General features: G+C 50.1%; 24 protein-coding genes. 14 read left to right on the top strand and 10 right to left on the bottom strand.

The genetic code is table 11. From position 1 onward, the window contains the following. The first annotated feature begins 54 nt into the window (after positions 1-54). On the top strand, positions 55-468 hold the full coding sequence (locus BM412_RS06050; RefSeq protein ID WP_091215191.1) for a hypothetical protein: 414 nt from the start codon (positions 55-57) through the stop codon (positions 466-468). Between the two features lie 132 nt (positions 469-600). Beyond that, positions 601-1,413 (top strand): divergent polysaccharide deacetylase family protein, encoded by an 813-nt coding sequence (locus BM412_RS06055; protein WP_091215194.1) that lies wholly within the window; start codon positions 601-603, stop codon positions 1,411-1,413. On the opposite strand, the gene BM412_RS06060 is transcribed toward BM412_RS06055, so the two are convergent. Continuing rightward, positions 1,381-2,139, bottom strand: a complete 759-nt coding sequence (locus tag BM412_RS06060) for an N-acetylmuramoyl-L-alanine amidase family protein (RefSeq protein ID WP_256256144.1) — start codon at positions 2,137-2,139, stop codon at positions 1,381-1,383. The genes BM412_RS06055 and BM412_RS06060 overlap by 33 nt on opposite strands. 133 nt (positions 2,140-2,272) lie before the next feature. Here BM412_RS06060 and BM412_RS06065 point away from each other — a divergent pair, with 133 nt between their 5' ends. Next, positions 2,273-2,473, top strand: coding sequence for a YqzE family protein (locus BM412_RS06065; protein WP_177245679.1), 201 nt, complete (start codon positions 2,273-2,275; stop codon positions 2,471-2,473). A 13-nt stretch (positions 2,474-2,486) separates the two neighbouring features. Here the strand turns inward: BM412_RS06065 and BM412_RS06070 are convergent, their stop codons facing one another. The 4 genes from BM412_RS06070 to BM412_RS06085 all read right to left on the bottom strand — a co-directional run bounded on the left by BM412_RS06070 (position 2,487) and on the right by BM412_RS06085 (position 7,331). After that, the gene (locus BM412_RS06070; RefSeq protein ID WP_091215200.1) at positions 2,487-3,437 is read right to left on the bottom strand and encodes a hypothetical protein; all 951 of its coding nucleotides are present in this window, start codon (positions 3,435-3,437) and stop codon (positions 2,487-2,489) included. Positions 3,438-3,573: 136 nt separating this feature from the next. Next, a complete protein-coding gene (locus BM412_RS06075) occupies positions 3,574-4,512 on the bottom strand; it encodes a YqhG family protein (protein WP_091215203.1) in 939 nt (312 codons plus the stop codon). Beyond that, positions 4,509-6,347, bottom strand: coding sequence for a DEAD/DEAH box helicase (locus tag BM412_RS06080; protein ID WP_091215207.1), 1,839 nt, complete (start codon positions 6,345-6,347; stop codon positions 4,509-4,511). The genes BM412_RS06075 and BM412_RS06080 overlap by 4 nt, the downstream gene beginning before the upstream one ends. 204 nt (positions 6,348-6,551) lie before the next feature. Next, positions 6,552-7,331, bottom strand: coding sequence for a hypothetical protein (locus BM412_RS06085; RefSeq protein ID WP_091215210.1), 780 nt, complete (start codon positions 7,329-7,331; stop codon positions 6,552-6,554). 139 nt (positions 7,332-7,470) lie between these two features. Here BM412_RS06085 and BM412_RS06090 point away from each other — a divergent pair, with 139 nt between their 5' ends. Together BM412_RS06090 and BM412_RS06095 are read left to right on the top strand one after the other, a co-directional pair. Further along, positions 7,471-8,211 carry a GNAT family N-acetyltransferase gene (locus BM412_RS06090; protein WP_091215213.1) on the top strand — a complete coding sequence of 247 codons (741 nt, stop codon included), beginning with the start codon at positions 7,471-7,473 and terminating at the stop codon, positions 8,209-8,211. 21 nt (positions 8,212-8,232) lie between these two features. After that, the gene (locus tag BM412_RS06095) at positions 8,233-8,658 is read left to right on the top strand and encodes a DUF1284 domain-containing protein (RefSeq protein ID WP_091215215.1); all 426 of its coding nucleotides are present in this window, start codon (positions 8,233-8,235) and stop codon (positions 8,656-8,658) included. A gap of 44 nt (positions 8,659-8,702) precedes the next feature. Here BM412_RS06095 and BM412_RS06100 read toward each other — a convergent pair whose 3' ends face one another. Continuing rightward, positions 8,703-9,590: a LysR family transcriptional regulator gene (locus BM412_RS06100; RefSeq protein ID WP_091215218.1), complete on the bottom strand. Its 888-nt coding sequence runs from the start codon at positions 9,588-9,590 to the stop codon at positions 8,703-8,705. A gap of 106 nt (positions 9,591-9,696) precedes the next feature. Between BM412_RS06100 and BM412_RS06105 the strand changes: the two genes are divergently transcribed. The 5 genes from BM412_RS06105 (at position 9,697) to BM412_RS06125 (ending at position 16,049) form a co-directional block, all read left to right on the top strand. Further along, a complete protein-coding gene (locus BM412_RS06105) occupies positions 9,697-10,977 on the top strand; it encodes an adenylosuccinate synthase (protein ID WP_091215220.1) in 1,281 nt (426 codons plus the stop codon). Positions 10,978-11,053: 76 nt separating this feature from the next. Then, the gene (locus BM412_RS06110) at positions 11,054-11,977 is read left to right on the top strand and encodes a phytanoyl-CoA dioxygenase family protein (RefSeq protein ID WP_091215223.1); all 924 of its coding nucleotides are present in this window, start codon (positions 11,054-11,056) and stop codon (positions 11,975-11,977) included. A gap of 139 nt (positions 11,978-12,116) precedes the next feature. Continuing rightward, positions 12,117-13,010: a cation diffusion facilitator family transporter gene (locus tag BM412_RS06115; protein ID WP_091215226.1), complete on the top strand. Its 894-nt coding sequence runs from the start codon at positions 12,117-12,119 to the stop codon at positions 13,008-13,010. A 133-nt stretch (positions 13,011-13,143) separates the two neighbouring features. Continuing rightward, positions 13,144-14,256: a hypothetical protein gene (locus BM412_RS06120; protein ID WP_091215228.1), complete on the top strand. Its 1,113-nt coding sequence runs from the start codon at positions 13,144-13,146 to the stop codon at positions 14,254-14,256. A gap of 122 nt (positions 14,257-14,378) precedes the next feature. Continuing rightward, positions 14,379-16,049 (top strand): hypothetical protein, encoded by a 1,671-nt coding sequence (locus BM412_RS06125; protein ID WP_091215230.1) that lies wholly within the window; start codon positions 14,379-14,381, stop codon positions 16,047-16,049. A gap of 65 nt (positions 16,050-16,114) precedes the next feature. On the opposite strand, the gene BM412_RS06130 is transcribed toward BM412_RS06125, so the two are convergent. Next, positions 16,115-16,945 carry an AraC family transcriptional regulator gene (locus tag BM412_RS06130; protein WP_091215233.1) on the bottom strand — a complete coding sequence of 277 codons (831 nt, stop codon included), beginning with the start codon at positions 16,943-16,945 and terminating at the stop codon, positions 16,115-16,117. 179 nt (positions 16,946-17,124) lie between these two features. Here BM412_RS06130 and BM412_RS06135 point away from each other — a divergent pair, with 179 nt between their 5' ends. Next, a complete protein-coding gene (locus BM412_RS06135) occupies positions 17,125-18,516 on the top strand; it encodes a HEAT repeat domain-containing protein (protein ID WP_091215236.1) in 1,392 nt (463 codons plus the stop codon). 328 nt (positions 18,517-18,844) lie between these two features. Here the strand turns inward: BM412_RS06135 and BM412_RS06140 are convergent, their stop codons facing one another. From BM412_RS06140 to BM412_RS06150, 3 genes are read right to left on the bottom strand one after another with little or no spacing between them, the layout of a single operon-like run. After that, positions 18,845-19,909: a GerAB/ArcD/ProY family transporter gene (locus tag BM412_RS06140; RefSeq protein WP_177245680.1), complete on the bottom strand. Its 1,065-nt coding sequence runs from the start codon at positions 19,907-19,909 to the stop codon at positions 18,845-18,847. Positions 19,910-19,927: 18 nt separating this feature from the next. Continuing rightward, positions 19,928-20,827, bottom strand: coding sequence for a Ger(x)C family spore germination protein (locus BM412_RS06145; protein ID WP_256256350.1), 900 nt, complete (start codon positions 20,825-20,827; stop codon positions 19,928-19,930). After that, entirely contained in the window at positions 20,710-22,143 is a 1,434-nt protein-coding gene (locus BM412_RS06150; protein WP_177245682.1) for a spore germination protein, read from the bottom strand. Before BM412_RS06150 ends, BM412_RS06145 begins: the two co-directional genes overlap by 118 nt. Positions 22,144-22,449: 306 nt before the next feature. Between BM412_RS06150 and ilvB the strand changes: the two genes are divergently transcribed. The 3 genes from ilvB to BM412_RS06165 all read left to right on the top strand — a co-directional run bounded on the left by ilvB (position 22,450) and on the right by BM412_RS06165 (position 26,253). After that, complete coding sequence (ilvB, locus tag BM412_RS06155) at positions 22,450-24,153, top strand: biosynthetic-type acetolactate synthase large subunit (RefSeq protein ID WP_091220233.1); 1,704 nt, start codon at positions 22,450-22,452, stop codon at positions 24,151-24,153. Then, positions 24,150-24,644: an acetolactate synthase small subunit gene (ilvN, locus tag BM412_RS06160; RefSeq protein ID WP_091215245.1), complete on the top strand. Its 495-nt coding sequence runs from the start codon at positions 24,150-24,152 to the stop codon at positions 24,642-24,644. The genes ilvB and ilvN overlap by 4 nt, the downstream gene beginning before the upstream one ends. Before the next feature lie 151 nt (positions 24,645-24,795). Continuing rightward, a complete protein-coding gene (locus BM412_RS06165; protein WP_091215247.1) occupies positions 24,796-26,253 on the top strand; it encodes an amidase family protein in 1,458 nt (485 codons plus the stop codon). The last annotated feature ends 164 nt before the right edge of the window (positions 26,254-26,417 follow it).

The raw sequence follows: 26,417 nt of genomic DNA on the forward strand, positions 1-26,417 counted from the left end.
AGCAAAATCATTTTCATAGAATAGCGTATCTGGTAGGAAAGGAGTTGATTATTCATGGCGAAAATTATTGATTATAACGTAAGTGTACCGGCAGTCGTTACGAACCAAGTGCACATTCCGGTTCCGCAAACACCTGCCAAAACGATATTGGCTGAGCTGGGTATCTTCATCCCGCATGAAAACCATAACAATCGCGTTGAGCTGATTGCTACAATCGGCGCATCCGGCACTTATAGTGTTGTAGATGTCTTGTTCCGTGTCTTCCGCGGCACGCAAGAAATCTTCTATGCATTGCAAGGCTTTGAGACAGGATTCGAGCATTACGGCGTGGTATCGTTTCAAGTCATCGACATCAATGTGCCGACCGGCGCACATGGCTATTCGCTTTATGTGGAAAAGCTTAACGCGGGCGGCGAAGCTGCTGTCATTGGCCCAATTAATCTCAGCGCAACCGTCTACGCGGTTTAATAAATGAAGTTGAGTATGCTTGAAGGACGAGGACAACCTCGTCTTTCTTGTTTGGATTACATATCTTTCCCATCATTTACAAACAATGAAGGTATGGTAATTACCTTTATGAACAGAAGGAGTAGTAAAAAGATGCAACATAAAACTGTGCTAGCGGGTATCCTCACAGCCGCTGCATTATTTCTGGCTCCGAATACCGGATTAACGGCATCAGCTATCACAAAACAATCAGACATCAAAGGACATCGCCAGGTGGCGATTGTCATCGATGATTTTGGCAACGGCATGACAGGCACGCCGGAGATGATGGAGCTTCCGGTACGTTTTACCGTTGCTGTAATGCCGTTCATGCCGACAACGAAACAGGATGCGGAGCTTGCGTTCAAAAGAGGCGATGACGTTATCGTCCATATGCCGATGGAGCCGGTTCGCGGCAAGCCGGAGTGGCTGGGGCCGGGCGCGATTACGACAAGCATGAGCGATGCTGAAATTAGCAAACGGGTGGAGGAAGCCATTGCTGCCGTCCCGCATGCTGTGGGCATGAACAACCATATGGGCTCTAAAGTTACGGCGGATGAGCGCGTTATGCGGGCAGTGCTGTCCGTCGTCAAGAAACACGGGATGTTCTTCTTGGATAGCAGAACGACCTATAAGACGGTTCTGCCGAAGCTGACGGCAGAGCTCGGCGTTCCGCTGTTATCCAATCAAGTTTTCCTTGACGATGTGTACACGACGACTCATATCTCCAAGCAGGTCGGCGTGCTTAAGAAATATCTGGAGACCAATGACAGCTGCGTCATCATCGGGCATGTCGGACCGCCGGGTAAACTGACAGCCGCTGTGCTCAAAGACGCCATTCCGCGGCTGCAGTCTACGACCAGCTTCGTTAAGCTATCCGAAATGGTGGTGCCTTCAGCGGAGAAGGATATAATTCCGCACTCCTGAAGAAATCGCCTCGGCCAGCTGAAGCTGCTTGCGAGGATTCAACAGCATCGTCCGGTCGCCTTCGTGGCTTAGAAAACCCATCTCGACGATAACGGCAGGCTGCTTCACGACATTCAGCAAATAAAACGGCGAACCTACGCGGGGGAGTTGGCGCGTATTATGCTTGCGATTCAGCGCATCTTGGATGCAGAACGCGAGCAGCGCGCTTTCTCCCTCGTTTTGATGGAGGACGAGCGGACCGTGTTCCGTTTTGTCCGGTGCCCAATTCACATGGATGCTCACGAGAATCTTCGTCTGAATTTCTTTGGTCAGCTGGCTGCGCTGAGACAAATCCCTCCGATGCCGGGAGCCGGAAGGATTCCAGCGGTTATCGTCACTTAGTGCATAGTCGGCATCGCGATTAAGGATGGCTCGGATGCCATTGGCGCTTAGCAGCAAGTACAGTTTTTTGGCTACGGCCAAATTAATGTCTTTCTCCAGAATATCCTCATGGTGCGCACCGCCGTCGATTCCTCCATGACCGACATCGATCAGGACTTCTGCAGTGGGAAGCGCGCGTTGATAACTTGGCGGAGCTTCTGCTTGCAGATGGCTATCAGTCGCAGGCGCATCCAGCGGATAGGCTGCCAGTATATCGGTGGAACCTAATGTAAACGAGCCAAATAAAACAGAACAGAACATCAGGAACAATCGAGTCTTTACTCGTCCAGATCGATACTCCAGCATGCTGTACCCTACCTCCAATTCCATAATGGCTATCGTTAGCGTGGCACAGACCAAGGAAACTCATTCATGTTTGAAGTAAATGATTAACGGGGACACTGTAGGTACACTAGAATTTAACGAGGAGATGAAGGACATGGCTGTTGAGAAACCCGAAGAGTACATTAAGTTCATGACCGGTAAAATGATCGAGATCATCGACACGCCGCAGGAAGCGCGGAAGGAAAAACGCAAACAAGCCAAAGCTGCAAGAGAGCCTTGGCTGACACGCTGGTTTGGCATGGGAGGATTAGGCGTGATGCAGCTGATCCGTTCCAAGCCTCGAGAAGAAGGCTAACGATCCGGCCCCGTCAATTATAGAAGTGGCCTTCTTGATTAAGCAGGTCGACCGGGATATATCGGGTACCTACGGAGTCGAAAGCGACAAACAAGCTTTGATTATCCCAGTTATGGTACCCGATTGCCGGATACACGAACAATACCGTATCTCGAAACAGCTCCGCAGTGAATCGAATTTGATTCCGCTGGTCAAGCAGATCAGGCAATTGCTTGATTTGCTCCTTGGACAAAGGTGCTTTAGTCAGCCAAGGCAGACGTTCATAAGGATCGAACACTTGGTTCGCTTTAGCGGCAGACAGTTTCGTGAGGTGAATTGCGCCGGTAGACGCATTTGCCGTCGCCGCACTTAATACAGGCTTGTCCGCATTTGCAGCAGCAAGTGCGGCCTTAGCTTGCTCTTGCCATAACTGTTCCGTAATGGGCAAGGCTTCTCCGGTCCAGGCATCCAAATAATAGGTTTCCTGATTGGCCGCTACATATTTCCAAACTGCAAGTACAGGCGATACGTAGAGCCGTTCCAAGTGGAGCGGTTTTTTTATGGCTTCCGCGAAGGTGGTGAACAATCCTTGTCGCACCATGGAGCTGTACAACGTATTCGGGTCGAAAGCAGGGTGTGAGCCTGTCCCATATTCCCCTAGGACGAAACCTCCTTCCGCGGTTGCATGAACAATCATATAGCCGACGGGCAGACGATCCAGTCGAAATGTAACCAGCCAACCATGCGTACCCGGTCCGAGGGGGATGATGGTAGCCGCAGCGTTCTTCCAGGATTGAAATTTGGGCTGATCCGACAGCGCATCCGTCCAAGTTTGAACTTGCTGCTCAAGCTTGGAAGCATGCTGTACATTTGGGGCAGTTCTGAAAGAAAGTGTTGCTGCCGAGACCTGCGTGCTCGTCAAAAGGAAAGCGGCTGCTATGGCAAAAAGCGATAACCACCATCTGCATCTGTGCATCATCTGCATCACCTGCTGCTTCCTGTAGAATGGGAAAGCCGATTCACCGTCATTGTACCTTACCTGCAGTTGAAAAGGATGTAGGAACGTGTCAGCGGATTGGGACAAGCTCCGTTCTATTTTTGCCGGATAAAGAGAGATCTTGTTAGCCGATGCCCTGAAGATAGAAAATACCGCAGTTAATGGCAGAAGCCGTGACGCGAGGCTCATACTGCCAGCGGATTTCTTCTTGTCTGCGTTCGAACTGTTCCGTGATTAGCTGCTTATTCTCTTCTTCGGCCGAAGCCAGAAGAGGCTCGTAATAATGATGAATGGTCGACAGTTCATCAGCCAACCGTCCAGCTGCTGCTTGTGCCCACGAGTAGTCGTAGTTTCGAAGCTTGCGCTCTAAGGTTTGTTCTGCGATGGTAGCCGCCTTATTAAGGGAAAGGGCGTTTTTGGCTGTATGCACATTAGGCGGCAGCTTCGGGGTCATGCGATGTGTCAGCAGCCGTTCATGAAATTGCTCGACGCATTGTCCCGTCGCAAGCGAAACGCCGAAGGAATGGATTTCCTCGCGTTTCATGTCGCAGGCGAACTCTACTTTCATATTAACCCCAAGCCAAGCGCTGTAAGCAGTGGAGTGAAGCGGGTGGGCGCTTCGTTTCTCCGGTTCTTGAAACAAACAAAGGTAGCTTCCGCCGCTGCGAGCGGACTCGAAAAGCTGATTCAGCCGGCGGGAGCCATAGTACAAATCCTCGCGCGGAACGCGGATATTCGTATTCAACGTGCCGTGAATATGGCCGAAGGAGCGGCTTAAAGCCGCATCTGCCGCAGCGTTCGCGGCGTTAGGGGCAGGAGGAGGCGGTACCGCTTCCTGCGCCTGCTCATATTTCTGCTTATCGGTAACGAACAGCATGGACATCGTTTCCGGATCGGCGCCCGTGCGGTCGACGAAGCTCCAGTAGTAAGGCCGATTTGTCAGATCACGGTCAGCGCGAGGCGACAGTTTGACTTGAAAATGGGCCGGCGATTTCTCGATAATTTGACAATTGGTCGTCTCCAGATAGCGCTGAATAAACTTATGGATTTGACGTTCGTTCATGGTCTCACCTCAATCGTCTGTCCTACGGCGTTCATGACGGCATTAATCGCCCCCATATCCATGGGCTCCTCCAATTCAACCTCGTCCCGAATACGGCTGAGTGAATTGCCAAGCTCGTCGATTTGCATGCGGAGCTGGTCTTGGTTGCCGCCGGACTCCAGCATTAAGCGGGCAAGCCGCTGTTCCAGCGTTTCGCTCTTCTCGAACCGCTCCAGTATATGATCGAGCTCCCCGATTACGAGCTCGAACAGATTGATTTTCTCGTGCAGCAAACTGACGATATGCTCTTCGATCGTACCGATCGTACAAAGGTTATAGATGCGTACGTCGCTCGTTTGCCCGAGTCGATGAACACGGCCGATCCGCTGTTCGACCCGCATAGGGTTCCAAGGCAGATCGAAATTGATCATGTGGTGGCAGAACTGCAGGTTGATGCCTTCACCGCCGGCTTCCGTTGCGATCAGCACCTGCGCGCGTCCGCGGAACAGATCCATCATCCAGTCCTTCTTGCCGCGGTTCATCCCTCCTCGATACGGGACAGCGACCATATTATTGGAGCGGAAATATTGAAGCAGATATTCCTGCGTAGCCCGGTACTCCGTGAATATGATCACTTTATCGTTCATCTCGCGTACGAGCTCCATCGTTTTCTCTGCTTTGGTGTTGGCGTTGATGCCGCGGATGACTTCGACCAGCTCCCAAATTTTCGCGCGCAGCGGAGAGTCTTCCGCCGTCTTCTTGAACATATTGACGAGCGTAAGGAACACGGCATCGCGGCTGCTGCAAACCTCTCTTTGCAGCGTAACGAGGGAGAGGAGGCTGGACCAATCGCCTTGGCTCTCATCGACGCGATCGCGCACGAATTTGGTGACCGCATCATATAAAGCTTGCTCCTCCACGGAGAGCGAAAGCGGGATGTTCTTCACGATTCGTTTCGTGAATTGAATGCCGCCGTCTCCGCGACGATTCCGAATCATGACGGAGGATAACGCTTCATGCAGCTGCTCCTCATTCTTCGGCAACCGCTTGTCCACGACGAAGTTGGCCGCAAACTCGCTCTGGCCGCCTAATTGCCCCGGCTTAAGCAGGGTAATTAAGTTATACAGCTCGTCCAGATCATTCTGAACAGGCGTAGCTGTAAGCAGGAGGCAGTACTTCTTACGCAGCAAATTCACGAATTGATAGTTGGTTGTTTTCTTGTTCTTCAGCTTGTGTGCCTCGTCGATGATGATCATATCGTAATCTTGTCCGAGCAGCTTCTCGCGATGCGGCTCGCGTTTCGCAGTATCCATAGATGCGACGACGACATCATAGGCCCAAGAGTGATCCTTCTTCTGCGCAACCGCAGAGATGCCGAACTTGGTGTTCAGCTCCCGCACCCATTGCAGCACTAGGGAGGCCGGAACCAGAATGAGTGCGCGCTTCACAAGCCCGCGTACCATATATTCTTTCAGCACTAAGCCGGCTTCGATTGTTTTGCCTAGTCCGACCTCATCGGCGAGGATGGCGCGGCCGCTCATTTCATGCAGCACTTTGCGAGCTGTGCTGATTTGATGCGGCATGGGCTCGAAGGAAGGGAGGCTGCGCAAGCATTGCAAATCATCGAAGCTCTCAACCAGCTTCGATTGTTCGGCTTCAATAGCCAATTGGTACATCGTCCACTCGTCCCAAGGACCGTTACGGTCGACGCGTTCTTGCAATTGATGAAGCCACGTGCGATCAAATTGCAAATCTACGCTCGGGTGCAGCTTGCGTTTTACAGCAGAAGCTGAGCCCGGGCTTGAAGCGGGGCCTGAAAGATTTTCTCCGTTTACGGGATCATAGTTCGATTGCATAGGTTGGAGGAGCTCCTTTCTCTGACCGATCGGAAAGCATCGACTTACGGACTTGCAAAATGGTTATCCTTCGTAGGTAGTAGTATTTCCTTGCAGCTGCATTTTCATAAGATAAAGCGTGAAAAAGGTCGAAAAAGCTGTGAAACCTAATAAAGAGAAGCCATGTAACATGGCTTCTCTGAAAATTTATAGGATGAATCGCGCTTATTGGGATGGTTTCTTTTGAATTTTTCCGGGATTGTTAATCTTGTAGGCAACGGGATGTTTCGTCAATTTCTTGGCGACGATTTTACATTCGAACGTGATCGTGTCCCCGACGGCCAATTCCAGCTTCTTCAGCGTATTGCTGTGACTCGACCAAGCTGCGCCCAGTTCCAGAGCCGGCTCTTCAACGGATACTTCCTCATAGATGACCACCTCATCATCCGTATCGGAGAAGTTGTTCGGAACGGTGGTGAACTCCTTGACCGTTGCTCTCATCTTCACTTTATCTTCAGGCAGCTCCAGCTTCGGCGCTTTCTCTTTCTTCGCTTTCTTGGCAGGCTTCACCTCAGACTTCGAAGTTGACGTATCGACAGCCGGCTCTTCAATTGCCGAAGCGGCGGCGACCGTTGCCGAAATCGCTTCTAAAGGTTCAGCCGACTCTGCTTCAATCGTCTGAGCGCTGACTGCGGCTGCATCGTCCGTTTCACCGGCTTCGTCCTCAGTCGCTGCCGCTTGTCTTTGTCCGAAGCTTGCCGTTTGCATCTCCTTCAGGTAGGAAGGGTGAATGCAGTGCTGTTTGTCATCAAGCGCTAAGACGGCTGTCATTTTATCGACGTAACCAACAATAGAACAAACGGTATGGACGCCGCTATTTTTGTAGATAAACGTTTTTGATTTGGAGGCTTTCTCGGAGAGCAGGCCCCATTCTTTCAATTTCTGTATTTGCTCTTCTTCATTCTCGAAGGGAGTATATGTAGCCGGTGCGATCAGTTGTGCCATTTGTTCTCCGCCTTTCTTAGTGGATGCTTGTCTCATTTTAACATTTTTTTAGTGTAGGATGAAGTAAAGAAGTATTGAATAATTACCCAATAATATGTATATTTATACTTAATTTCTTGCGAGAGGGGCTTCCTGACTTATGGATAAAATGCTAGAAGAATTAACGCTCAATGCATGGCCGTCCCTGCAGACGGTAGTTTATGACGGGTGGTTGCTCCGGTTTGCTGCCGGTTATACGAAACGGTCCAATTCGGTGAGCGCACTGTACTCCGCGAACGATCATCATTTAGAAGAACGAATTGCAGCATGCGAAGCGGTGTATAACGAAGCGGCTCAGGATACGATTTTCAAAATAACGCCTTTCGGTCCTCCCGATCTGGATCAAATTCTGGATCAGCGCGGGTATGCCATCGCAGACCCATCCCGTGTTATGATAATAGAAAGCTTAGTCGACGTGCCGGCACCGGAGCTGCAAGGAATGAAGATCGAATATGAGATGAGCGATTCGTGGCTCGATACGATGTGCGAGATGAATCGGATAACGGGAACAAACAAGCAGCTTGCAGCTCAAATCATAACAAGCACGAAACCGAAGCAAGGTTATTTCACATTAGCGGTAAACGATGAGCCCGTCGCATGCGGACTTGGCGTAGTAGAACGAGGTTACATAGGGTTGTATGATATTGTTACTGCGGAAGCGCATCACAATCGGGGATATGGGGAGCAACTGATTCGTCATATGCTTCATTGGGCGAGAGAGAATGGTGCCGAGAAGGGGTATTTGCTTGTAGTTCAGAGCAATGCGGCTGCGAACCGGCTGTATCGGAAGCTGAATTATCGAGAGAGTTATCCCTATTGGTATCGAGTGAAGAAGCGGTAAGCTATATTGAGGTGGGATTTAATGACGATTCAATTACGCGGGCATCATTTATTATGTTTATTAGGTTTCCGGGGCATGGGGTATTCTGCGGACTTCTCTGCGAATATGACTATTGTATACAACAAACTGCGAGATGAGCCGGGTTCACGGGTCACCATTGTCAAAGGTCCTGATGATCTGTGTGCGTGTTTTCCATCCGATGTGGAGCCGCACTGCCATAATGTTTCCGTAGCGCAGCATGATGAGCGGATCTTACAAAAACTCGGGTTTGATTACGGGATGGAGCTGCTCTGGTCAGACGTTATTGAACGGGTAAGGACGAACGTAGTCCCTGAAGATATTAATACGTTGTGTTACACCTGCCAGTGGCGGAGCTACGGTGTCTGCGAAGCAGGTGTAAGAATCATCAAACAAGGGGAGTGGCTTCCACCGCTTCCGTCCCAATAAATCCACCTGGCGGCACCTTGATAGATGCCGCCAGGTGAATTTTTTTAGGTTAACGGCAGCATTGACAGAAATCGGTTGGAGGCTGCCGATAACGGGACGCCTCGCAAGGTAGCGATACCGATATATCGCTCCGGCAGCGGTGGTTGGAGCGGGATTTCCACCAGCTCGCCTGCGGCCAATTCATGCTCGATATAGTTGCGGATTACGAAGGCAAGTCCGAACCCTCGGATCGCGAATTGCAAGAGCAGATCAATACTGCCTAGCTCAAGCTCCGGCTGCAGCCGGATGCCTTGCGCAGCCGCCCATTCGCTGAGGTGGTGTCTGGTGCTCCCCCCAGGCTCTAACATTAACAATGGATACCGATGCATCTCCTGTGCATCCAGCGGCTCCGAGCCTGCTAAATCCGCGTATTTCCTGCTGCCTACCAAACAATCTTGCTGAGGGAGACTCCGCTTAATGTCGATTTTGGCGTTGCCTGCCGGTAGATTAATAATGCCGAAATCGATCTTACCATCGGTTAACAGCGCAATCGTTTCCGGAGTCGTCCGATTGGTGACATGGATGCGTACCTGCGGATATTGGTGATGAAACTGCTCCAAATAAGGCATTAAGTAATGCTTGCATAACGTATCGCTCGCCCCGATCCGTATTTCTCCGCTCTCCAGGTTATGCATCTCCGCGATCCGTTTCTCGCCGGATTCAATGAAGCTGAACGCCTGCTCGATATAACGAAACAACACTTCGCCCTCCGCTGTCAATATAACGCCTTTAGCAGAGCGGAAGAAGAGCTGTCCGCCCAGTGCGCCTTCCAGCTGTTTTAAAATATGGCTGACTGCGGGCTGCGTAATATGCAGCTTTTCCGCGGCGCGCGACAGACTGCCTGTCTTGGCTGTCCAATAGAAGCTTCGATACCATTCTGAATTAATTGTCATTAGTTCTCCTAATATCTGATATTAGTAATATCAATTATTTTGATGCCGTTAGTTTCATTATAATCAAATTAGCAAGGAAGGAACAACAATTGGGAGGCGTGGCTTTATGACGGTAACGGCCATTGTAGGTGCGAATTGGGGAGATGAAGGCAAAGGAAAGCTGACGGATGTACTGGCTGCGCAATCATCCTATGTCGTTCGGTTTCAAGGAGGCAGCAACGCAGGTCATACGATCATTAATGACTATGGGAAGTTCGCATTGCACATGCTGCCATCCGGGGTGTTTTATCCGAATGTAACGAATGTGATTGGTCCGGGTACGGCTGTCGACGTGAGGATGCTGATGCGAGAAATCGAAGAGCTGCAAGCTCGCGGTGTGCCGAAACCGAAGGTGGTTGTTTCGGAGCGTGCGCAGGTTGTGGTGCCTATCCATGTACGGTTTGACGAGCTGGAGGAAGATCGGCTTGCCGAGCGCAGCTTTGGGTCGACCAAACGCGGAATTGCACCTTTCTATGCGGATAAGTATGCGAAGCTCGGCATTCAAGCGTCGGAACTGTTCGATAAAGAGCGTCTCTATCGACGCTTGGAACAGATGCTCGCAGCGAAGAACGTGACGCTGCAGCACTTATATGGGGAACACCCTGTGAGCGCGGACGATTATATCTCGGAGCTCATGGCGTATGGGGAGCAGCTTCGTCCTTACTTGGCGGACACGACAAGTCTGCTGCATGAAGCATGGATGAGAGGCGAGTCCATTCTGGTTGAAGGCCAGCTTGGTGCTCTCCGCGATCCCGATCATGGCATTTATCCTTACTCGACTTCCTCATCTACTTTATCCGGCTTTGCAGCAGTAGGGGCTGGAATTCCGCCTTATGCCATTGGCCATGTCATTGCGGTTACTAAAGCTTACTCCAGCTGTGTAGGTGCCGGTCCTTTTGTCGCTGAGTTAAGCGGCGAAGAAGCACAGGAGCTTCGGTTGCGCGGCGGCGACGCAGGTGAGTTTGGCGCGACAACGGGGCGGCCTAGACGAGTAGGCTGGTTCGACGCCGTTGCGACCAGGTACGGCTGCATGGTGCAAGGTGCAACCGAAGTTGCGCTAACCAACCTCGACGTGCTCGGCTACCTGGAACAAATTCCGATCTGTACCGGTTATCTGCTGGCTGATGGATCGAAGACGGAGCGTTTTCCCGTTACGTCGCAGCTTGAACATGCGACACCGGTTTTCACCTCGCTTCCCGGCTGGAAGTGTGAAATTTCAGAGGCGAGAACCTTTGAAGAGCTGCCGCTTGAAGCGAAGGAGTACGTCCGTTTTGTCGAAGCTTCGATTGGCGTTCGGGTGTCGACGGTATCCGTAGGGCCTCGCCGAGAGCAGTTGATTCATCGGTAAGCCGGCACCTTACGCCTACCTCAATGATCCCGGCATAGACTAGCTGCAGGAATACTCTTGTAGGAGTCGAAATAGGTTGAGAATAGACAATGAATCCTTTTGCAAGAAGTCGATTCTCATTACATTTGCGGGAGTGTGCGTAGCGATTATGCAGGATTTCAAAGTGACAAACCAGCAGAAAGCATTCTTCGACACGTTCGGGTATTTGGTGTTTCGGGGGTTGATGCAAGACCGCATCATGGAGATTACGGAAGAGTTTGACGCCGTATTTACGAAGCACGGGGGCAACTTCAACGGGAAGCCGCATACGTTCAAGAAAACATCCACGATCGTTGCTTTTCTCGGCCACAGTGAGAAGCTGGCTTCGTTATTGGATGATCCTCGCATACACGCGATTTGTTCCACGCTGCTTGGCGACGACTATAATTATTTGACGAGTGCAGGCAATAAATATGTCGGAGACACAGGCTGGCATTCCGACACCTCGATGGATAAGCGGTGGCCGGGGAATCTCAAGAGCCTTAATGTGTCCTTCTACTTAGATCCGGTAACGAAAGAAACCGGTGCGCTGCGCGTCATCCCGGGCAGCCATTATATCGGGGATCAGTTTACCGAAATTCTCAAAGAGCAAATTCATGCGACTGATATGCAGAAGCAGTGGGGCATTGACCGCGCAGACTTGCCGGCCGTGCCGCTCGATATTAGACCGGGGGACTTGCTGGTCTTTAATAACTATATGAAGCATGCTGCTTTTGGCGGGGGGAATAATCGACGCGTGCTGTTGATTAATTTCTCCAGACATTACACCGAAGAGCACATGGCTGAGCTGCATGAGTATGTGAGTACCTTTGCCCCTTATTGGGTGGAGGAGCTCCATGGCGAAGCCGTGCTGCATAACGCAAGCAGCGAGCGGCTGCGCCATCTGCGTCAGATTCAAGAGAATCAAGCGCATTTGCCCGAGCTCGCCAGACAAGCGAAAGCAGCCGCGACCCAGTCATAGTCACCTCCTTAAAAACAGGCTTTTCCGACTTTGTCGGAAGAGCCTCTTTTGCGCTTCCGTACCTTGCGTTTGAATGTCATAAAGTGTAATATCTCCATTATTATGAACTATGGCAGAAGAGGGGAATGAAGAGGGACACATGGAAAGCAAAGCATCAATCGTCGCGATGTGGATCTCTCTGATCAGCAATGTGCTTCTGACCGGAATCAAGCTCATTGTCGGTATTTTGTTTCAGAGTCAAGTTCTCATTGCGGACGGTATTCACAATGCCGGCGACGTTATCGCCACTGCGACAGCGTACAGCTCCATGCGCGTGTCCGGCAAGCCGCCGGATGAGGATCATCCTTACGGACATGGCAAGGCTGAGGTGCTTGGGGCGGGAATCGTTGCTTTTATCCTCATTGCAGCAGCCTTATATATGGGATATCATGCCGTTCTCACGTTCTTCGAGCCGCCGACGGAAGCGCATCTCATCGCGCTTGCGGCCGCCGTCGTTTCCTTGATCGCCAAGCAAATTCTATATATGTACACGATGCGCATCGGGAAGGAATCGAAGAGCAAAGCGATGCTCGCTACCGCGTACGACCATTTGGCAGATGTCTACGCCTCCCTGGCAGCTACGGTCGGGATCGGTCTTGGCTGGTTGGGCGAGAAATTAGATATTGGCTGGCTCAGTTACGGAGATCCCGCCGCAGGGGTTATCGTATCGCTCCTTGTATTGAAGCTCGGGATTGATATGGCGCGCGAGACGGCCGACGTCCTGATGGACAAGAGTCTAAGCCCGGAGAAAATCGAGGATATAACGGAGCATTTGCGCGAAGTTCCGGAAGTGAAACGCATTGATCGGCTGCGTGCAAGGGAGCACGGCCACTACGTCTTGGTCGATGCCAGGGTCGCGGTCCTCGGGACCCTTACCATACAAGAAGGACATGATATTATCAGAACCATCAAGAAGAAATTGATGGACGCACATCCGGAAGTGGATGAAGTATTGGTTCACTTGAATCCATGGTATGAGGACGATAATGGATAAGTTGATTCGGTCTGGACGATAGGGTCCAGATCGTTTTTTATTTTTTTGTGCAACCTTTCTGTAGGTAGGCACGTCTGGAGATCATGTAGGGCCTTACAACCAATAGAAAAGATCGCGAAGGGAGCAAGAAATGATGAATAAGAAGAAACTCATCATTGTAGCCACGATTGCCGGGCTACTAGGTACGACAGCAGCAGTAGAGGCATCCGGTTTTATGAAGAAAGTGAATGGATTCCTACGCGGTGACATTGATGTTACTGTAGACGGAAAAGCAACTTCCTTAGAGCCTGTTTTCATTAATGGCCAAGCTTATCTTCCAGCACGTTCCGAAGCGGAAGCGCTTGGTTACGAGCTGCACTATAACGCAAGAAACAAAGTTCTGGAGATTACCTCCAAAGACAAACCGGAGGAAGGCGAGTCCAATTTGATTAATGTTTCCGGCATTATCGAAGACGTTCGTCCTACCAAAGACGGTTCCGTTCAGATCAGCGTACTTGGCAGAGGCCAGAACAACTGGATCGTACTTACCGTTGATAAAGAAACCGTACTTACGAATCAAGAAGGCAAGTCATTTGCCGCTAAAGATTTGAAAGCAGGCTTGGAGCTTACCGCTGAATACGGCCCAATCGTGGCGATGAGCTACCCAGGTCAATCGCATGCCGTGAAGGTTGTAGTCGGTTCTGAGCGTCTTGTTAAAACAGATGTTATTCAATCCGTTGAGAAAACAAGCGACGGCTGGCAAGTGAAATTTGGCGACGGTAAAGAAACTACGCTGGTTCTTAACTCCGGTAAAGAAACAACGATCCGCGATACCGAGCGTCAACCGATCGAATGGTCGGCTTTGAAAGCCGGCATGAAAGTTACGACTTACTACGGTCCTGCGACGACTAAGAGCATTCCGCCAATCAGCGCGCTTCACTTCCTGGTTGTGGCAGAGCAATCCGCTGCCTTGTCCCCGGCACAAGTAACTGAATATCGCGAGCTTGCTTGGAAACAGCTTTCCGATGATCAGAAGAAACATGTGGTAACGAAGAAAGACGAAGCAGAAGTAACAATCGTTCCTGCTTCCGATGCAGCGCTCTTCCCGCAAGATGACAAGAAGAAAGCTTACGAGGATTATGTAGCTAAGAAAGGCAACGTAGTTCTTGTTACTTATAAAACAGACGACGACCAGCTTCTTGGGCCGCTTACACTGGGCTTTAGCTCCGATACCAAAGAATACTTCGGTAACCGTATTCGCAGATAGTTTGTAATCATAAAGAGGATTGTCCTAAAGTCATCGGAAGGTGACAGAGGGACAATCCTCTTTTTTATCGAATATAAGAGAGGAAGAACTGGATGATAATTCATTAGGAGGAAGTTACTGCAATGCTGCAACGAATTTGGAAGTACAGGATGCATTATTTACTCGTAATCCCGCCGTTACTGCTCTGGTTTATTTTCAAAGGTATTCCGCACTTCATGACGCTGTACGGTTCATTCGTCAATTTTGTCATCTTTAAAGGGCTATTCAGCAGCGACTGGGTTGGGCTGGACAATTATCGTAACCTATTTAATCTGCCTTCGTTTACGTCGGTTCTCAGCAATACGTTAACGTTGAAGCTTCTTTATACGGCAGTCAGCGGCATCTTCGCACTGGGTGCAGCGCTCGCGCTTAGCGGTATAGGCTTCCGCTGGCTAAGAGGCGGATTAACCACCTTGTTTCTGATCCCTTACTTCATTCCATCGGCCGTTATCGTCTATGTTACGATGCTTACTCTATCGCAAAGCCAATCTCCGTTTGGAATAAAAGCGATGCCGCTTGCCCATTCGGAGCTGTTTCCGGTGGTACTTGTCGGGGTAGAAGCGTTTAAAACCTGCGGTATTCCCATCCTTATCGCGCTGACGGCGATTGGAGCGAGACAAGCGGCGATGGATAACGGAAGCATTCGGGTCCGCAGCAGCTATTTGCACCGCAATGTCATTCCGGCATTGAAGGCAGTTACCGCATTTATGCTGATGCAGCTTGGCTCGCTGCTGACGATGGATTCAGAGCTGCAGCGATTACTGGTCAATCCGCTCGTATTCGAAACAGGGGATACCTTGGATAGCTTCGGTTTCCGGACGGTGTTTATGAATGCCGAATACAACCTGGCCGGACCTCTGGCTGTTTTTCAGTTTATCGTGCAATTTACATGTTCTTTGCTGGCGTACTTTCTCATTAGAGGTCTGTTCGCGCGTGAATTGTTTACTTCTACGGGCGGAGCTGCTGCTATTCAATCAACCGGCAAGGGGAAAAATAGTACGGGCATCCTTATCGGCATTGTGTTATCCTCTGCCGTGTTGATTCTACTGTACTTGCTGTTCTTATATCCGTTTACGTTCCAATTGTCCGGTTCCGCACTGCATACGCTGCTTTCTCCCCATCGGTATGTGGTTTACATGATCATGGACTTGGGGGCAGTCACGATCTTTATGATGATTACGGCAGCGCTAGCTTTCCCGTTAACCGTCAAGGACTTGCCGGGCAGGGGGCTGTATAAGCTGCTGCTGCTTGCACTGCTGACTCTTAGCAGCTCAACGTTTCATGAATATTTGTTTTATCGGGATTTACATATGAGCAATACAATATTCCCGTTATTCATGACAGGGTTCTACTCCATTCTGCCTATCTTCATCTTGAAGAGCATCTTTAACAGCAAATATGGCAGTCGAAGGGAAGAGGCAGCCGCGGCAGGTCGAGGAGAAACGTATATCTTCTTCTACGTGTATCTCCCTTCGATCTGGAAGCCGCTTCTTGCGCTTGGAGCCCTGCATTTCGTCATGCTGTGGAGCACGTTCACGCAAGCCTTCATTCATCTCACGAATCCGCAGACGTTTCCGCCGCTTATGACATTTGCTAATGCGATGAATGAAATCGGCGAAGCGGGACCCGTGTATACGCCGGCTGATTTGCTGCTCTCCGGCGCCTTAATATCGCTGCCAACCCTGTTGATTCTCCTGTTGATGCGCAGATGGCTGACAGGCGAGGTCATGGTATCTACAATGAAGAATCTGTAGCTTATAGAGCTAATGACAAAGGCGCTCCAATCTGCAGCTTCAGGTCTGCAGCGGAACGCCTTGTTTTAGGTGTGGAGTGTGCGATATTCCGTGGGGCTTTGCCCAGTTTCTTTGCGGAAAAATTTAGCGAAATGGTTTGTTTCCTTAAATCCGATTTGATCGGCAATTTCCTTAATGCTCTGCGTCGTGCTCGACAATAAGATCTTCGCTTTATCGACTCGTTTGCGGCTGACGTACTTAAGCGGCGGCACGCCGAAATGCTTCTTGAAATAGGCGATAAAATAGTTCGGATGCAAATGAGCGGCCTTCGCCATATCCTCGACGCGCAAATGACCGGCCATATGGCTGTCTATATACGCTTGAATGAACTGAATTCGTTTCAGATCCTCCGACCGATGCTGCAAAATCGTAATCGGCACATGCTCCAAATACCGCGCAACTATCTCCAGCATAATGGCTTTCTCACGCAGCCGCGAGATGACCGAGTCGCTTTGACGCAGGCTGACCAGCAGCTTGAACAAGGCGGTCATTTCTTCTTGATCGGCAAGGACAATGCGCAGCGGGACGCCGATCCATTGGAATAAGTCGAATGGACCGAGCGAGGCCGTGAAGTGGCACCAATATTTAAGGAACGGTTTTTTTCCTTTGATTACGGAATAGGATTGTTTCGTGAAAGCAGGCATTAAGCAGATCTCGCCGGGGGATGGCAGCATCTCCTGATTGTCTACCTTCAGCCACCCTTCTCCGTCCACAATATAGTAGAGTTTATTATACTCGGGCACGTAGTCCATATCGACCCACTCGTTGTTCACTTGTGTTCGGTGAGCGGTGATGACGTCGATTTGAAGGGCGCGCAAGAGATCGGTTAAGGCATGATCCGCACGTAATATCGTCATTGGAAGTCTCCCAGCTGTAAAGCATTGAATGATTTTCTCTTATCATAGAGCATTTCGTTGGCGGATGAAACCGCAATCTTAGTTTTAGCACCTTCATTCTTATTTCTAGCCATTACATCGCTGACGGCATCCTCCTATAATCAAGTTGTAAAAGTAATTCTATGGGAGGCTCAACAGAAATGACGACTGCACAACCCCTTTTGTTGACAGATGAACAAATCAAATCGTTTATTACAGATGGCTTTCTTATTTTGAAGACCGACTTCCCGCGTGAATTTCACGAGCGTTTAGTAGAGCAGCTCAATACGATTTATGATACCGAAGGGAACCCGGGTAACAACATTTTGCCTCGCATCCGCGATTTGCAACGCGTGTTCGAGAACCCGGTTATCACGGGGGCGCTGACAAGCGTGCTTGGCCCGAATTATTTGCTCCATACGCACAGACACGGTCATTATAACTCCGTACCGAAGCCGGGCGGCTGGCACAAAGACAGCTACTGGGGCTACAACCGGCTGCGCAACCATCACCCATGGTGGGCGATGATTATGTACTTCCCGCAAGATACTCCGATTGAGCTCGGGCCAACAGGAGTCATGCCGGGCACGCAATATCAAGACAGCCGCAACTTTGTGTCGGACGAAACGGCAGAGGAAGCGACTGCAAACGGCGAAGCGGGCACGTTTGCGCTGATCCACTATGATATTTGGCATCGTTCGACGCCGAACTTGATCGGCAAGCCGCGCTTCATGCTGAAGTTCGAATTCATGCGCACAGAAGCTCCGCAATCGCCGACTTGGGACAATCAGGAGCAGTCCTGGACAGCTGTTGCCGGCGACCAAAGCAACGATCCGATTGCGGAAGAGGTATGGAATTGGATGTCCGGCCGTACCGCGGCGCTTGCGAATACGAAATCCGCCGATGCTGCGGAAGTCGCCAGCCTCTCAGCGCGTTTGAGCGGAAGCGAAGAGCCGGATGCGTTGAATGCGGCTTACGAGCTCGCAACAAGAGGCGAAGCAGGCATTCAAGCCTTGCTCGGCGCGCTTGAGCAAGAGAAGAAAGTATCCCGCATCGCTTCTTACGGACTATCCGTAGCCGGCGAGGGAGCTGTTGAAGGATTGCTGCAAGCGCTGCGTGCCGAGAATGAGGATGTCGTGAATCATGCCATCTTCGCTTTGTCGGAGCTAAGAGGTCACGCCGATCAGGCTGTATCTCACATAGAGGCTCAGCTGGATCACCCATCCGCGAGGATCAGACGCACGGCAGTTGACGCGCTTGGCATCATCAGCGCCAATGCGAAGCTGGTCGTTCCCGCTCTCATCAAAGGCTTGCAGGATGAGGATACTCAAGTTCGCTTTACGGCAGGCCTGTCGCTTGTTCGAATCGGGAAAGATGCTGCAGAAGCCGTTCCCGCTCTGGCAGAGCAGCTGACGCACGAGAACCGTTACGTTCGCGGCCACGCACTTGAAGCACTGCGCTATATCGGCACGCCGGAAGCCCATGAAGTGCTGATTCAGGAGCTGTTCAATACACGCTGGTGTTCGGATACAACGCCTGCGAGCACGTTCTAAATGAACTCAAAAAATCCCTCGTTAGAGGGATTTTTTTTATGGTTATCCGAGATCGTCCCAAATCGACAGCCACTTTTTGTCTCTGCTTCATGAACGAAACTTTAACGGTTGTCAGCGTGGCTATTTGATGAGAATAAGCCTTTTTGTAGCTCTAACGGTTGTGACAGGCGTTATTTGCGGCAAAGGGGTCGATTCCCAGAAGAAACGTTCAAATAAGCTCGCTGGCAACCGTTAGCTTATAAAAAGGGGAAATTGATGCCTAATAACCACTGTCACAACCGTTAGAGTCGGATCGCGGCATCGCATGCGCTCATCGCAGAAGAAATCGTTACACTGCAGCCCGTTTAACGAGATGAATGATCCAAACCAGAACAGGCAGGGCAAAGTTAAACAGCAGGAAGAACCAGGGTTGAATCAGATACTCGAAGCTGAGATTGGAGGTAGTCAGCATGCCGATTAAGATCAAGAAAGCCAGTACCCAGGTGACGCGCTTCCAATTGCGGAAGTTCATCCATTGAGCGATTCCATAGCTTGAGATAAACAAATGGGATGCCAGCTTAATCATAATGCCAAACTGCAGGAAGAACGTAATCACCAAATCGAAGTTCTGGATAAAATCCAAGATCGAGATGGATTTCATGAACATGAAATGCGGGTGATACATATCCGCCGCACTCACTGCACCGAAGAGCAAAATGACGGCAACCGACATCATGCAGCCCCATAGAGTTCCGAAGCCGACGGCGCTTAATACCCCCGATGATGCCGATTTGGACTCTTTCACGAATGCAGTCACCATCATGACAATGGAGGTTTCACCGATAAAGCAGAATATTATGGCTGCTCCGTTCACAATGCCTTTGCTGCCTTCATTATAAACCGGCAGTAATTGATTGTAGTCCATATGCGTGCTATTTAGCATCATCGGTAAGAAAGCGGCAACAAAAAGCAGTGGGCCAATCACTTGACTGCATCTTCCGATCGTCGTAATGCCGCCTTGCAGATTAAAGTAGAGCATTAACAGGATCTCGAAGACGATGATAACCAAGGCCGGTGTTTGGTAGAGCAGATTCGTGCCTATGAAATCAACGGTTCCGCGAAGCATGATCATGATGATGAGCAACCAGAAACAAATATAAGCCAGTGCGACAACCTTGCCCAGCCATTTGCCCAGAATGATTTGGATGTATTGCACCATGGTTTGGTTTGGATAAGCCATGCTCACCTTAACCATCAGGTAAGACCCGATTACAGCTCCCGCGCCGGCCAGAAGATAAGCAATCCATATATCCTGCTTAGCCTGTTTCAGTGAAGGGCCAAAGGCAAAGTAGGTCAATAAAACAATCTCCGAGATGAAAACCATCCAGAACAATTGCGATTTTGACAGTTTCATCTCCATCGATCCTCTGCGTTAATATTTCGGACCGGTACCGACTTGTCCGACCCCGTTTATGGTCAGCTTGACATGGACAGAGACCTCTGCATGCGAGAAGGTTTGGCTCCAGTTGTCGCGCAGGCCTCGCCATTTAGCAGGATGCTTCCAAGCGATTTGATTGCCAATTCCGAAAATGTCGGTTCTATAGGTTTGCGCGGTTTGAATGACTTGACGAGCTTTCTTCTGCGTTTGCTCGCTCATTTCCCTTGCAATTTGCTCCTTTACCGAAGCAGATAGGAGGTACTGATTCGTATTATTTTCACGAATAAGCCCCTTGCCCGTCAGATTGACTGTGATTTTGACAGACTCTCCGCTGAATTTAACCGATATTTTGTGCTTCAATTTCCGGAGATCGAGTGTAATGGTGCCCTTGTCTGAAGAGACTGGCAACGTTAGTGGCAAGTGAGTAATTTTCCCCGCCATCCAAAGTGCAAGCAGAGCATCGTCGCCTTTCAGCGTATGGATCATTCTGGACTGCTGATCAAAGAGGGCGATATCCTGAAATTCCATTTGACTTTCTGCGCCATTCATCTGTGTAGATATAACAGGGAGCATGAAGCATCTGGAAGGATTGTTCTTCTCTTTCTGCAGGTCGAAAATATTCTCCGCGAATCCGACAATTCTCGTTGTTCGGGTCGCGTAAAGCGATGAGAATCGTTCCATCGCATATTCGCTTTCCAGAAAGCGCTGCGAGCTAATTCCTTTAAGAACATAGATACTTACTCTGGTATTGCTGTCCGGATTTCGAATCAGCTCGTCTAGCCATGGGGTGAAGCTTCGTTTCGCTGCATCCTCACTGATAAACAAAGCGATCCTGTGCCCGGGGAATAACTGCCTGGACAATTTCTCTTGAATGTGAAATGCCGCATCGGAGATGTTTTTCCCCGAAGCGGAAACGACCGTATAAGGTTTCCCTTGTGATCCTCCACTGCGGTTACCTTGCCCTGCACCGCCCTCCCGCAGCTGTTTGAGCGCCCGATTCTCATCCGTTTAGGAGCACGGATGATCATATCCAGCATTTGAGTCCACAATCGGGGGGCAACGGGAGAGAAATAAGGTACGCCAAAAGATTTCATGCTGACCAGGTGGATTAATATCCCCATGATGCCAACTGCCATCCTGAACAGTCCGAGCGTCGATGCCAGGACGAGCATGACGAAACGGAGGAGCCGAAAAGCAATTCCAAAGCTGTATCTGGGTATGGCGTATGAAGCGATTCCGGTGGCAGATACGACAATGACAATCGCGGCGGAAATGATACCTGCTTGTACGGCTGCCTGTCCGATAACCAGTGCGCCTACGATGCTGACGAGCGGTCCGATACGGTTGGGAAGCCGGATTCCGGCTTCTTGCAGTCCCTCGAACACAAGCTCCATTAAGATCGTTTCGATCGCGGTAGGGAACGGAGACGTTTCCCGCGCGATCGCAATGCTGCTCATCAAGACAAACGGTATCATCCCCTGATGAAAGGTTGTCAGCGTGACGTATAACGCCGGCGCTAACAGCGAAACCAACGAGAACGTGAAACGGACCATACGCATGGCATTGACATATATAAACCGTTCGTAATAATCATCCGCTGCCTGCAGACCTACCCAGAATGTCATGGGTACGAACAGTGCGCAGGGAGCGCCGTCCGTCATGATGGCCACTTTGCCTTCAAACAAGCAAGAGACGATGACGTCTGGGCGTTCCGTGTTTTGAATTTGCGGAAACGGGGAGAACGGTGAATCTTCAATATATTCTTCTATGTATTCGGATTCGAGAACGGCAGCCGCTTCAATCTTCGCTATTCTTGCCTTTACCTCGGCTAATACGGATGGATCCACGTACCCCTCCATATAGGCGATAACGACGCTTGTGCGGGTGATTTTACCGAGCTCGAGCGTTTCCAACTTCAATAAATGACTGGGAATCCGTTTGAGCAGCAGAGTCAGATTGAGCTGCAGGCTTTCGTTAAAGCCTTCGCGAGGTCCGCGAAGCGTGGATTCTAAGCTCGGTTCTTCTACTCCGCGATTTTCGGATTTTTTCATATCGACCAGCAAAGCCAGCGGTTCATGATTTACCAGCACGGCAATTTGCGATTTTAATATAGGCTGAATCACATCAATGTAGGTAGTTGCTGTCTTCGATTGCAGGACTGAGAAATACTCCAACTCGCAAGCTTGAGCCAAATTGCGAATCTTCTCCATCCCTTGTGTGAAGTGGAGGATGAGGCATGCGTCGATGAATACCTCGTTTCTTGAGCATGCGCCTGAACTTCCTTTCTGTTCCAATTTGACAGTTTGAGTTTGCCCAATACAGGTAACCTTTTGCAAATGGCTTTCGATAGACAACATCTATCGTTTTCATAGAAACAACGATATTGATCAATAATTTTGAATCCCATAGAATGGGGCAACAGGAGCAATAACTGCCTCGGGCGGCTAACTTATTGGCTTCGATGGGAGGAATAATAAATGAAAGACATAGAGACGGAGCAACCCAATACGGATTGGATGACTAGGCTTACTAAGAATGATAGGGTGACGGGCTCGGAGGCGCTCATCAGAAGTTTGCTGCTTGAAGGCGTGGATTGTGTGTTTGGTATTCCGGGAGGGAGTGTCTTGAACATTTATGACGCCTTTCATGTCATGCCTGAGTTTAAACATATTTTATCCCGTCATGAACAAGGGGCAATCCATGCTGCAGACGGTTACGCGCGCGCTACGGGCAAAGTCGGCGTTTGTTTTGCGACATCGGGACCTGGGGCGACGAATCTGGTTACGGGAATCGCCACTGCTAATATGGATTCGGTTCCGCTCGTTGTTATTACCGGCAATGTATCGACAGCCCTGATCGGTACGGATGCGTTTCAGGAAGCGGATATTACCGGCATCACAATGCCGATCTCGAAGCATAACTATTTGGTTCGCGACGTCAATGAGCTGCCGAAGATCATTCATGAAGCTTTTTATATTGCGTCCACCGGACGAAAAGGGCCGGTATTGATCGATATTCCGAAGGATGTTTCCAATGAAATGATGGCATTTCAGCATCCGTTAGGAAGTCCTGATCTTCGCGGGTACCGCCCGGACATCCAAACGGACGTGACGCAAATCAAGAAGTTAATCAGCGCTATCGAAGCAGCGGAACGACCGGTCATTCTGGCCGGCGGCGGCGTTATCTATTCGGATGCAGCCGCGGAATTACGCGAATTTGCAGAGAAAACCCGGATACCCGTTACGACGACATTGCTCGGATTAGGCGGATTTCCAAGTGCGCATGAATTATGGATCGGCATGCCTGGCATGCACGGAACCTACACAGCCAACAAAGCGTTGCAAAATTGCGATCTTCTTATCAGTATTGGCGCACGCTTCGATGACAGGGTCACGATGAAAACAAGCGGATTTGCTCCTCGGGCGAAAACGATCGCCCATATTGATATCGATCCGGCGGAAATCGGAAAAATTGTGGAAACGGCCATTCCTTGCATTGGCGATGTGAAATCCGTGCTTGGGCTGGCTAACGTTCATGCGAAAGCGAATCAATCAGAAGCATGGCTGGCAGAAATCCAAGAAAATAATAAGAAGTATCCTCTGCGTTACACGGATTCTGAATTAATGTTAAAACCGCAATTCGTTATTGAGATGATTAGTGAAACGACTGATGGCGAAGCTATCGTCACAACGGACGTTGGCCAGAATCAAATGTGGGCCGCTCAATTTTATAAGTTTAAGCACCCGCGTTCGTTAATAACCTCAGGCGGACTTGGAACAATGGGCTTTGGTTTACCTTCTGCAATAGGTGCGCAAGTAGGTCGGCCGGATCGGCTTGTGGTATCCGTCAATGGTGACGGCGGGTTTCAAATGTGTGCGCAAGAACTTGCGATTTGCGCCGCTCATCATATTCCCGTGAAGATCGTCATTCTGAATAATCAGGTTCTCGGCATGATACGGCAATGGCAAGAAATCATTTATGATCATCGCTTCAGCCATATGGAGCTCTCCGGCAGTCCGGATTTCGTGAAATTGGCTGAAGCCTACGGGGTTAAAGGGCTGCGGGCAACCAATCGAGAAGAAGCCCTTAAGGCATGGAAAGAAGCACTGGAAATACCGGGACCTGTTCTTATCGATTTTGTTGTCAGTCAGGAAGAAAATGTTTATCCCATGGTTTCCCCCGGTTCCACCATTGATGACATGATTATGGGGGATGAATGATGAAGCGACACACGATTTCGGTTCTTGTAAACAACCATCCCGGCGTGTTGCAGCGAGTTGCCGGATTATTCGGACGCCGCGGGTTCAACATTGAAAGCATAACGGTTGGCCAGTCAGAAGAAGCAGGATTATCCCGCATGATCATAGTGACGTCGGGGGATGACAATATGATCGAACAAGTGCAAAAGCAGCTTAATAAACTAGTTGACGTCATTCAAATTGTTGACTTAACCGCACATCCGCTGGTTGATCGCGAGCTTGCGCTTATCAAAGTAAGCGCGCCGTCCAAAGTGAAACCGATGATCATTAGTATTGTTGAGTCCTTTCGTGCTTCGATCGTCGATATGGGAGTGGAAAGTCTGATCATTCAAGTCGTTGGCGATCAAGCTAAAATGAATTCGTTAGTCGAGCTGCTGAAACCCTATGGAATCTTGGAACTATCCCGTACCGGGGTGACGGCAATGAATCGTGGAGAGGGAAGTAACAAGTAATAAGGAGAGAAGTAGGAACAATCAGCCTGGATGCGGTAACCAACCGAATCCAGACTCTTTTTCTTCCCACAAGTTTCATAGCGATCATGTACAATAGAACTAGATTGCGTATGAATGGCGTTTACCCATAGCTAATCCGGAGGGGAATAAGATGAGCGTAGAAATCGTAGAAGCGACCATAGCCGATATCCAGGCTGCGATGGAACAAGGTGACATGACCTCCAGAGAATTAGTTCTGCTCTATATGGAGCGCATTGCCGATCACGACAAGAATGGACTCACCATCAATTCCGTGCTCGAGCTGAATCCCGATGCTTTGTTTATCGCGGATGCCTTGGACGCCGAACGGGCTTCTCGCGGGTCAAGAGGACCGCTGCACGGTATCCCCATCCTGTTGAAGGACAATATTAATACCGGCGACAAACTGCATACAAGCGCAGGTTCCCTCGCGCTCGCTGGCCTGTACGCCGGAGAAGATGCCTTCATTGTGAAGCAGCTTCGTGAAGCGGGTGCAGTAATACTGGGCAAAGCGAACATGACCGAGTTTGCGAATTTTATGACAGAAGGCATGCCCTCCGGATACAGCTCGCGAGGCGGACAAGTATTAAATGCTTATAATATTTCGGAGCCGACCGGTGGGTCGAGTTCCGGCTCAGGCGTAGCGGTCTCTTGCAATTTCTGCATGGCGGCAATCGGCACGGAGACATCCGGCTCCATCATCAATCCCGCTAATTTGAGCTCGACCGTCGGTATTAAGCCGACTGTCGGACTCGTTAGCCGCTCAGGCATTCTTCCGCTCTCCAATAGTCAGGACACGGCAGGTCCGATGGCTCGAACCGTAACGGATGCTGTTGTGCTGTTAGATGCGCTAGTGCAGGTGGACGACGCCGATCCGGCAATGGGCAGCAGCTTAGGGAAACGTCAGACGAACTATGCACAGTTTCTTCAATTAGGCGGTTTGGAGGGGGCTCGAATCGGCGTCCCGCGCGATTATTATTTTGAAGAATTGACGCCTGAGCAGCTGGACATCTTCGACCAAGCGCTTAGAACGATGCGTGAGCTTGGTGCCGAAATCATCGATCCGGCCAACATTCCAACAGCTAGGCAAATTGTTTATTCCTCTGTAATCCTGAATGAGTTCAAAGCTTCACTTCATGCGTACCTGTCCGCGCTGCCTTCGAACGCACCGGTACGCTCCTTGGCGGAAATCATCGCGTTCAATGAAGCGCATCCGGAGCAAACGTTGAAATACGGGCAAACTTTACTGCTGCTCGCTGAAAATAACACGTCCGGCACATTAACGGAGACACAATATTTAAAGGACCGACTAACGGATTTGCGGCTTTGCCAAGTTGAAGGGATCGATGCCGTCATGAACGAGCATCGACTGGATGCTCTGCTGTTCCCGGCTGACTTTGGCTCACGCATAACCGCCCGGGCCGGATATCCATCCGTTATTGTTCCGGCCGGCTACACCTCCGCCGGTGTCCCATTCGGCGTTACCTTCTCAGGCAAGGCATATAGCGAACCGCGGCTCATTCAACTGGCCTATGCCTATGAGCAGCGCAGTAAGGTGCGCAGGGCTCCTTCATTGAAGAGTTTTATATAGGTTTTGGGTAGGGACCTTCTCAAAAGCGCGTTTGGCGACTTTTGAGAAGGTCTTTTTTTGTTGTGTAGCATTGCTGTGCGTACCGCGCAGGAGCGAGGAATGATGGTTTGGGGCTAAAGAGAGGCACGGGATACCGCTCTTAAAAAGTGGAATGATGGTTTGTG

Source organism: Paenibacillus sp. BC26 (assembly GCF_900116125.1).
GTDB lineage: Bacteria > Bacillota > Bacilli > Paenibacillales > Paenibacillaceae > Paenibacillus_Z > Paenibacillus_Z lignilyticus.

Coding starts and splice junctions, on each gene's coding strand:
- BM412_RS06125 (WP_091215230.1), top strand. CDS start 14,379: ATGCTGCAACGAATTTGGAAGTACAGGATGCATTATTTACTCGTAATC.
- BM412_RS06140 (WP_177245680.1), bottom strand. CDS start 19,909: ATGAAACTGTCAAAATCGCAATTGTTCTGGATGGTTTTCATCTCGGAG.
- BM412_RS06105 (WP_091215220.1), top strand. CDS start 9,697: ATGACGGTAACGGCCATTGTAGGTGCGAATTGGGGAGATGAAGGCAAA.
- BM412_RS06150 (WP_177245682.1), bottom strand. CDS start 22,143: ATGGAGAAGATTCGCAATTTGGCTCAAGCTTGCGAGTTGGAGTATTTC.
- ilvN (WP_091215245.1), top strand. CDS start 24,150: ATGATGAAGCGACACACGATTTCGGTTCTTGTAAACAACCATCCCGGC.
- BM412_RS06050 (WP_091215191.1), top strand. CDS start 55: ATGGCGAAAATTATTGATTATAACGTAAGTGTACCGGCAGTCGTTACG.
- BM412_RS06080 (WP_091215207.1), bottom strand. CDS start 6,347: ATGCAATCGAACTATGATCCCGTAAACGGAGAAAATCTTTCAGGCCCC.
- BM412_RS06135 (WP_091215236.1), top strand. CDS start 17,125: ATGACGACTGCACAACCCCTTTTGTTGACAGATGAACAAATCAAATCG.
- BM412_RS06075 (WP_091215203.1), bottom strand. CDS start 4,512: ATGAACGAACGTCAAATCCATAAGTTTATTCAGCGCTATCTGGAGACG.
- BM412_RS06060 (WP_256256144.1), bottom strand. CDS start 2,139: ATGCTGGAGTATCGATCTGGACGAGTAAAGACTCGATTGTTCCTGATG.
- BM412_RS06120 (WP_091215228.1), top strand. CDS start 13,144: ATGAATAAGAAGAAACTCATCATTGTAGCCACGATTGCCGGGCTACTA.
- BM412_RS06055 (WP_091215194.1), top strand. CDS start 601: ATGCAACATAAAACTGTGCTAGCGGGTATCCTCACAGCCGCTGCATTA.
- BM412_RS06095 (WP_091215215.1), top strand. CDS start 8,233: ATGACGATTCAATTACGCGGGCATCATTTATTATGTTTATTAGGTTTC.
- BM412_RS06070 (WP_091215200.1), bottom strand. CDS start 3,437: ATGCAGATGATGCACAGATGCAGATGGTGGTTATCGCTTTTTGCCATA.
- BM412_RS06115 (WP_091215226.1), top strand. CDS start 12,117: ATGGAAAGCAAAGCATCAATCGTCGCGATGTGGATCTCTCTGATCAGC.
- BM412_RS06100 (WP_091215218.1), bottom strand. CDS start 9,590: ATGACAATTAATTCAGAATGGTATCGAAGCTTCTATTGGACAGCCAAG.
- ilvB (WP_091220233.1), top strand. CDS start 22,450: ATGACTAGGCTTACTAAGAATGATAGGGTGACGGGCTCGGAGGCGCTC.
- BM412_RS06085 (WP_091215210.1), bottom strand. CDS start 7,331: ATGGCACAACTGATCGCACCGGCTACATATACTCCCTTCGAGAATGAA.
- BM412_RS06065 (WP_177245679.1), top strand. CDS start 2,273: ATGGCTGTTGAGAAACCCGAAGAGTACATTAAGTTCATGACCGGTAAA.
- BM412_RS06165 (WP_091215247.1), top strand. CDS start 24,796: ATGAGCGTAGAAATCGTAGAAGCGACCATAGCCGATATCCAGGCTGCG.
- BM412_RS06090 (WP_091215213.1), top strand. CDS start 7,471: ATGGATAAAATGCTAGAAGAATTAACGCTCAATGCATGGCCGTCCCTG.
- BM412_RS06130 (WP_091215233.1), bottom strand. CDS start 16,945: ATGACGATATTACGTGCGGATCATGCCTTAACCGATCTCTTGCGCGCC.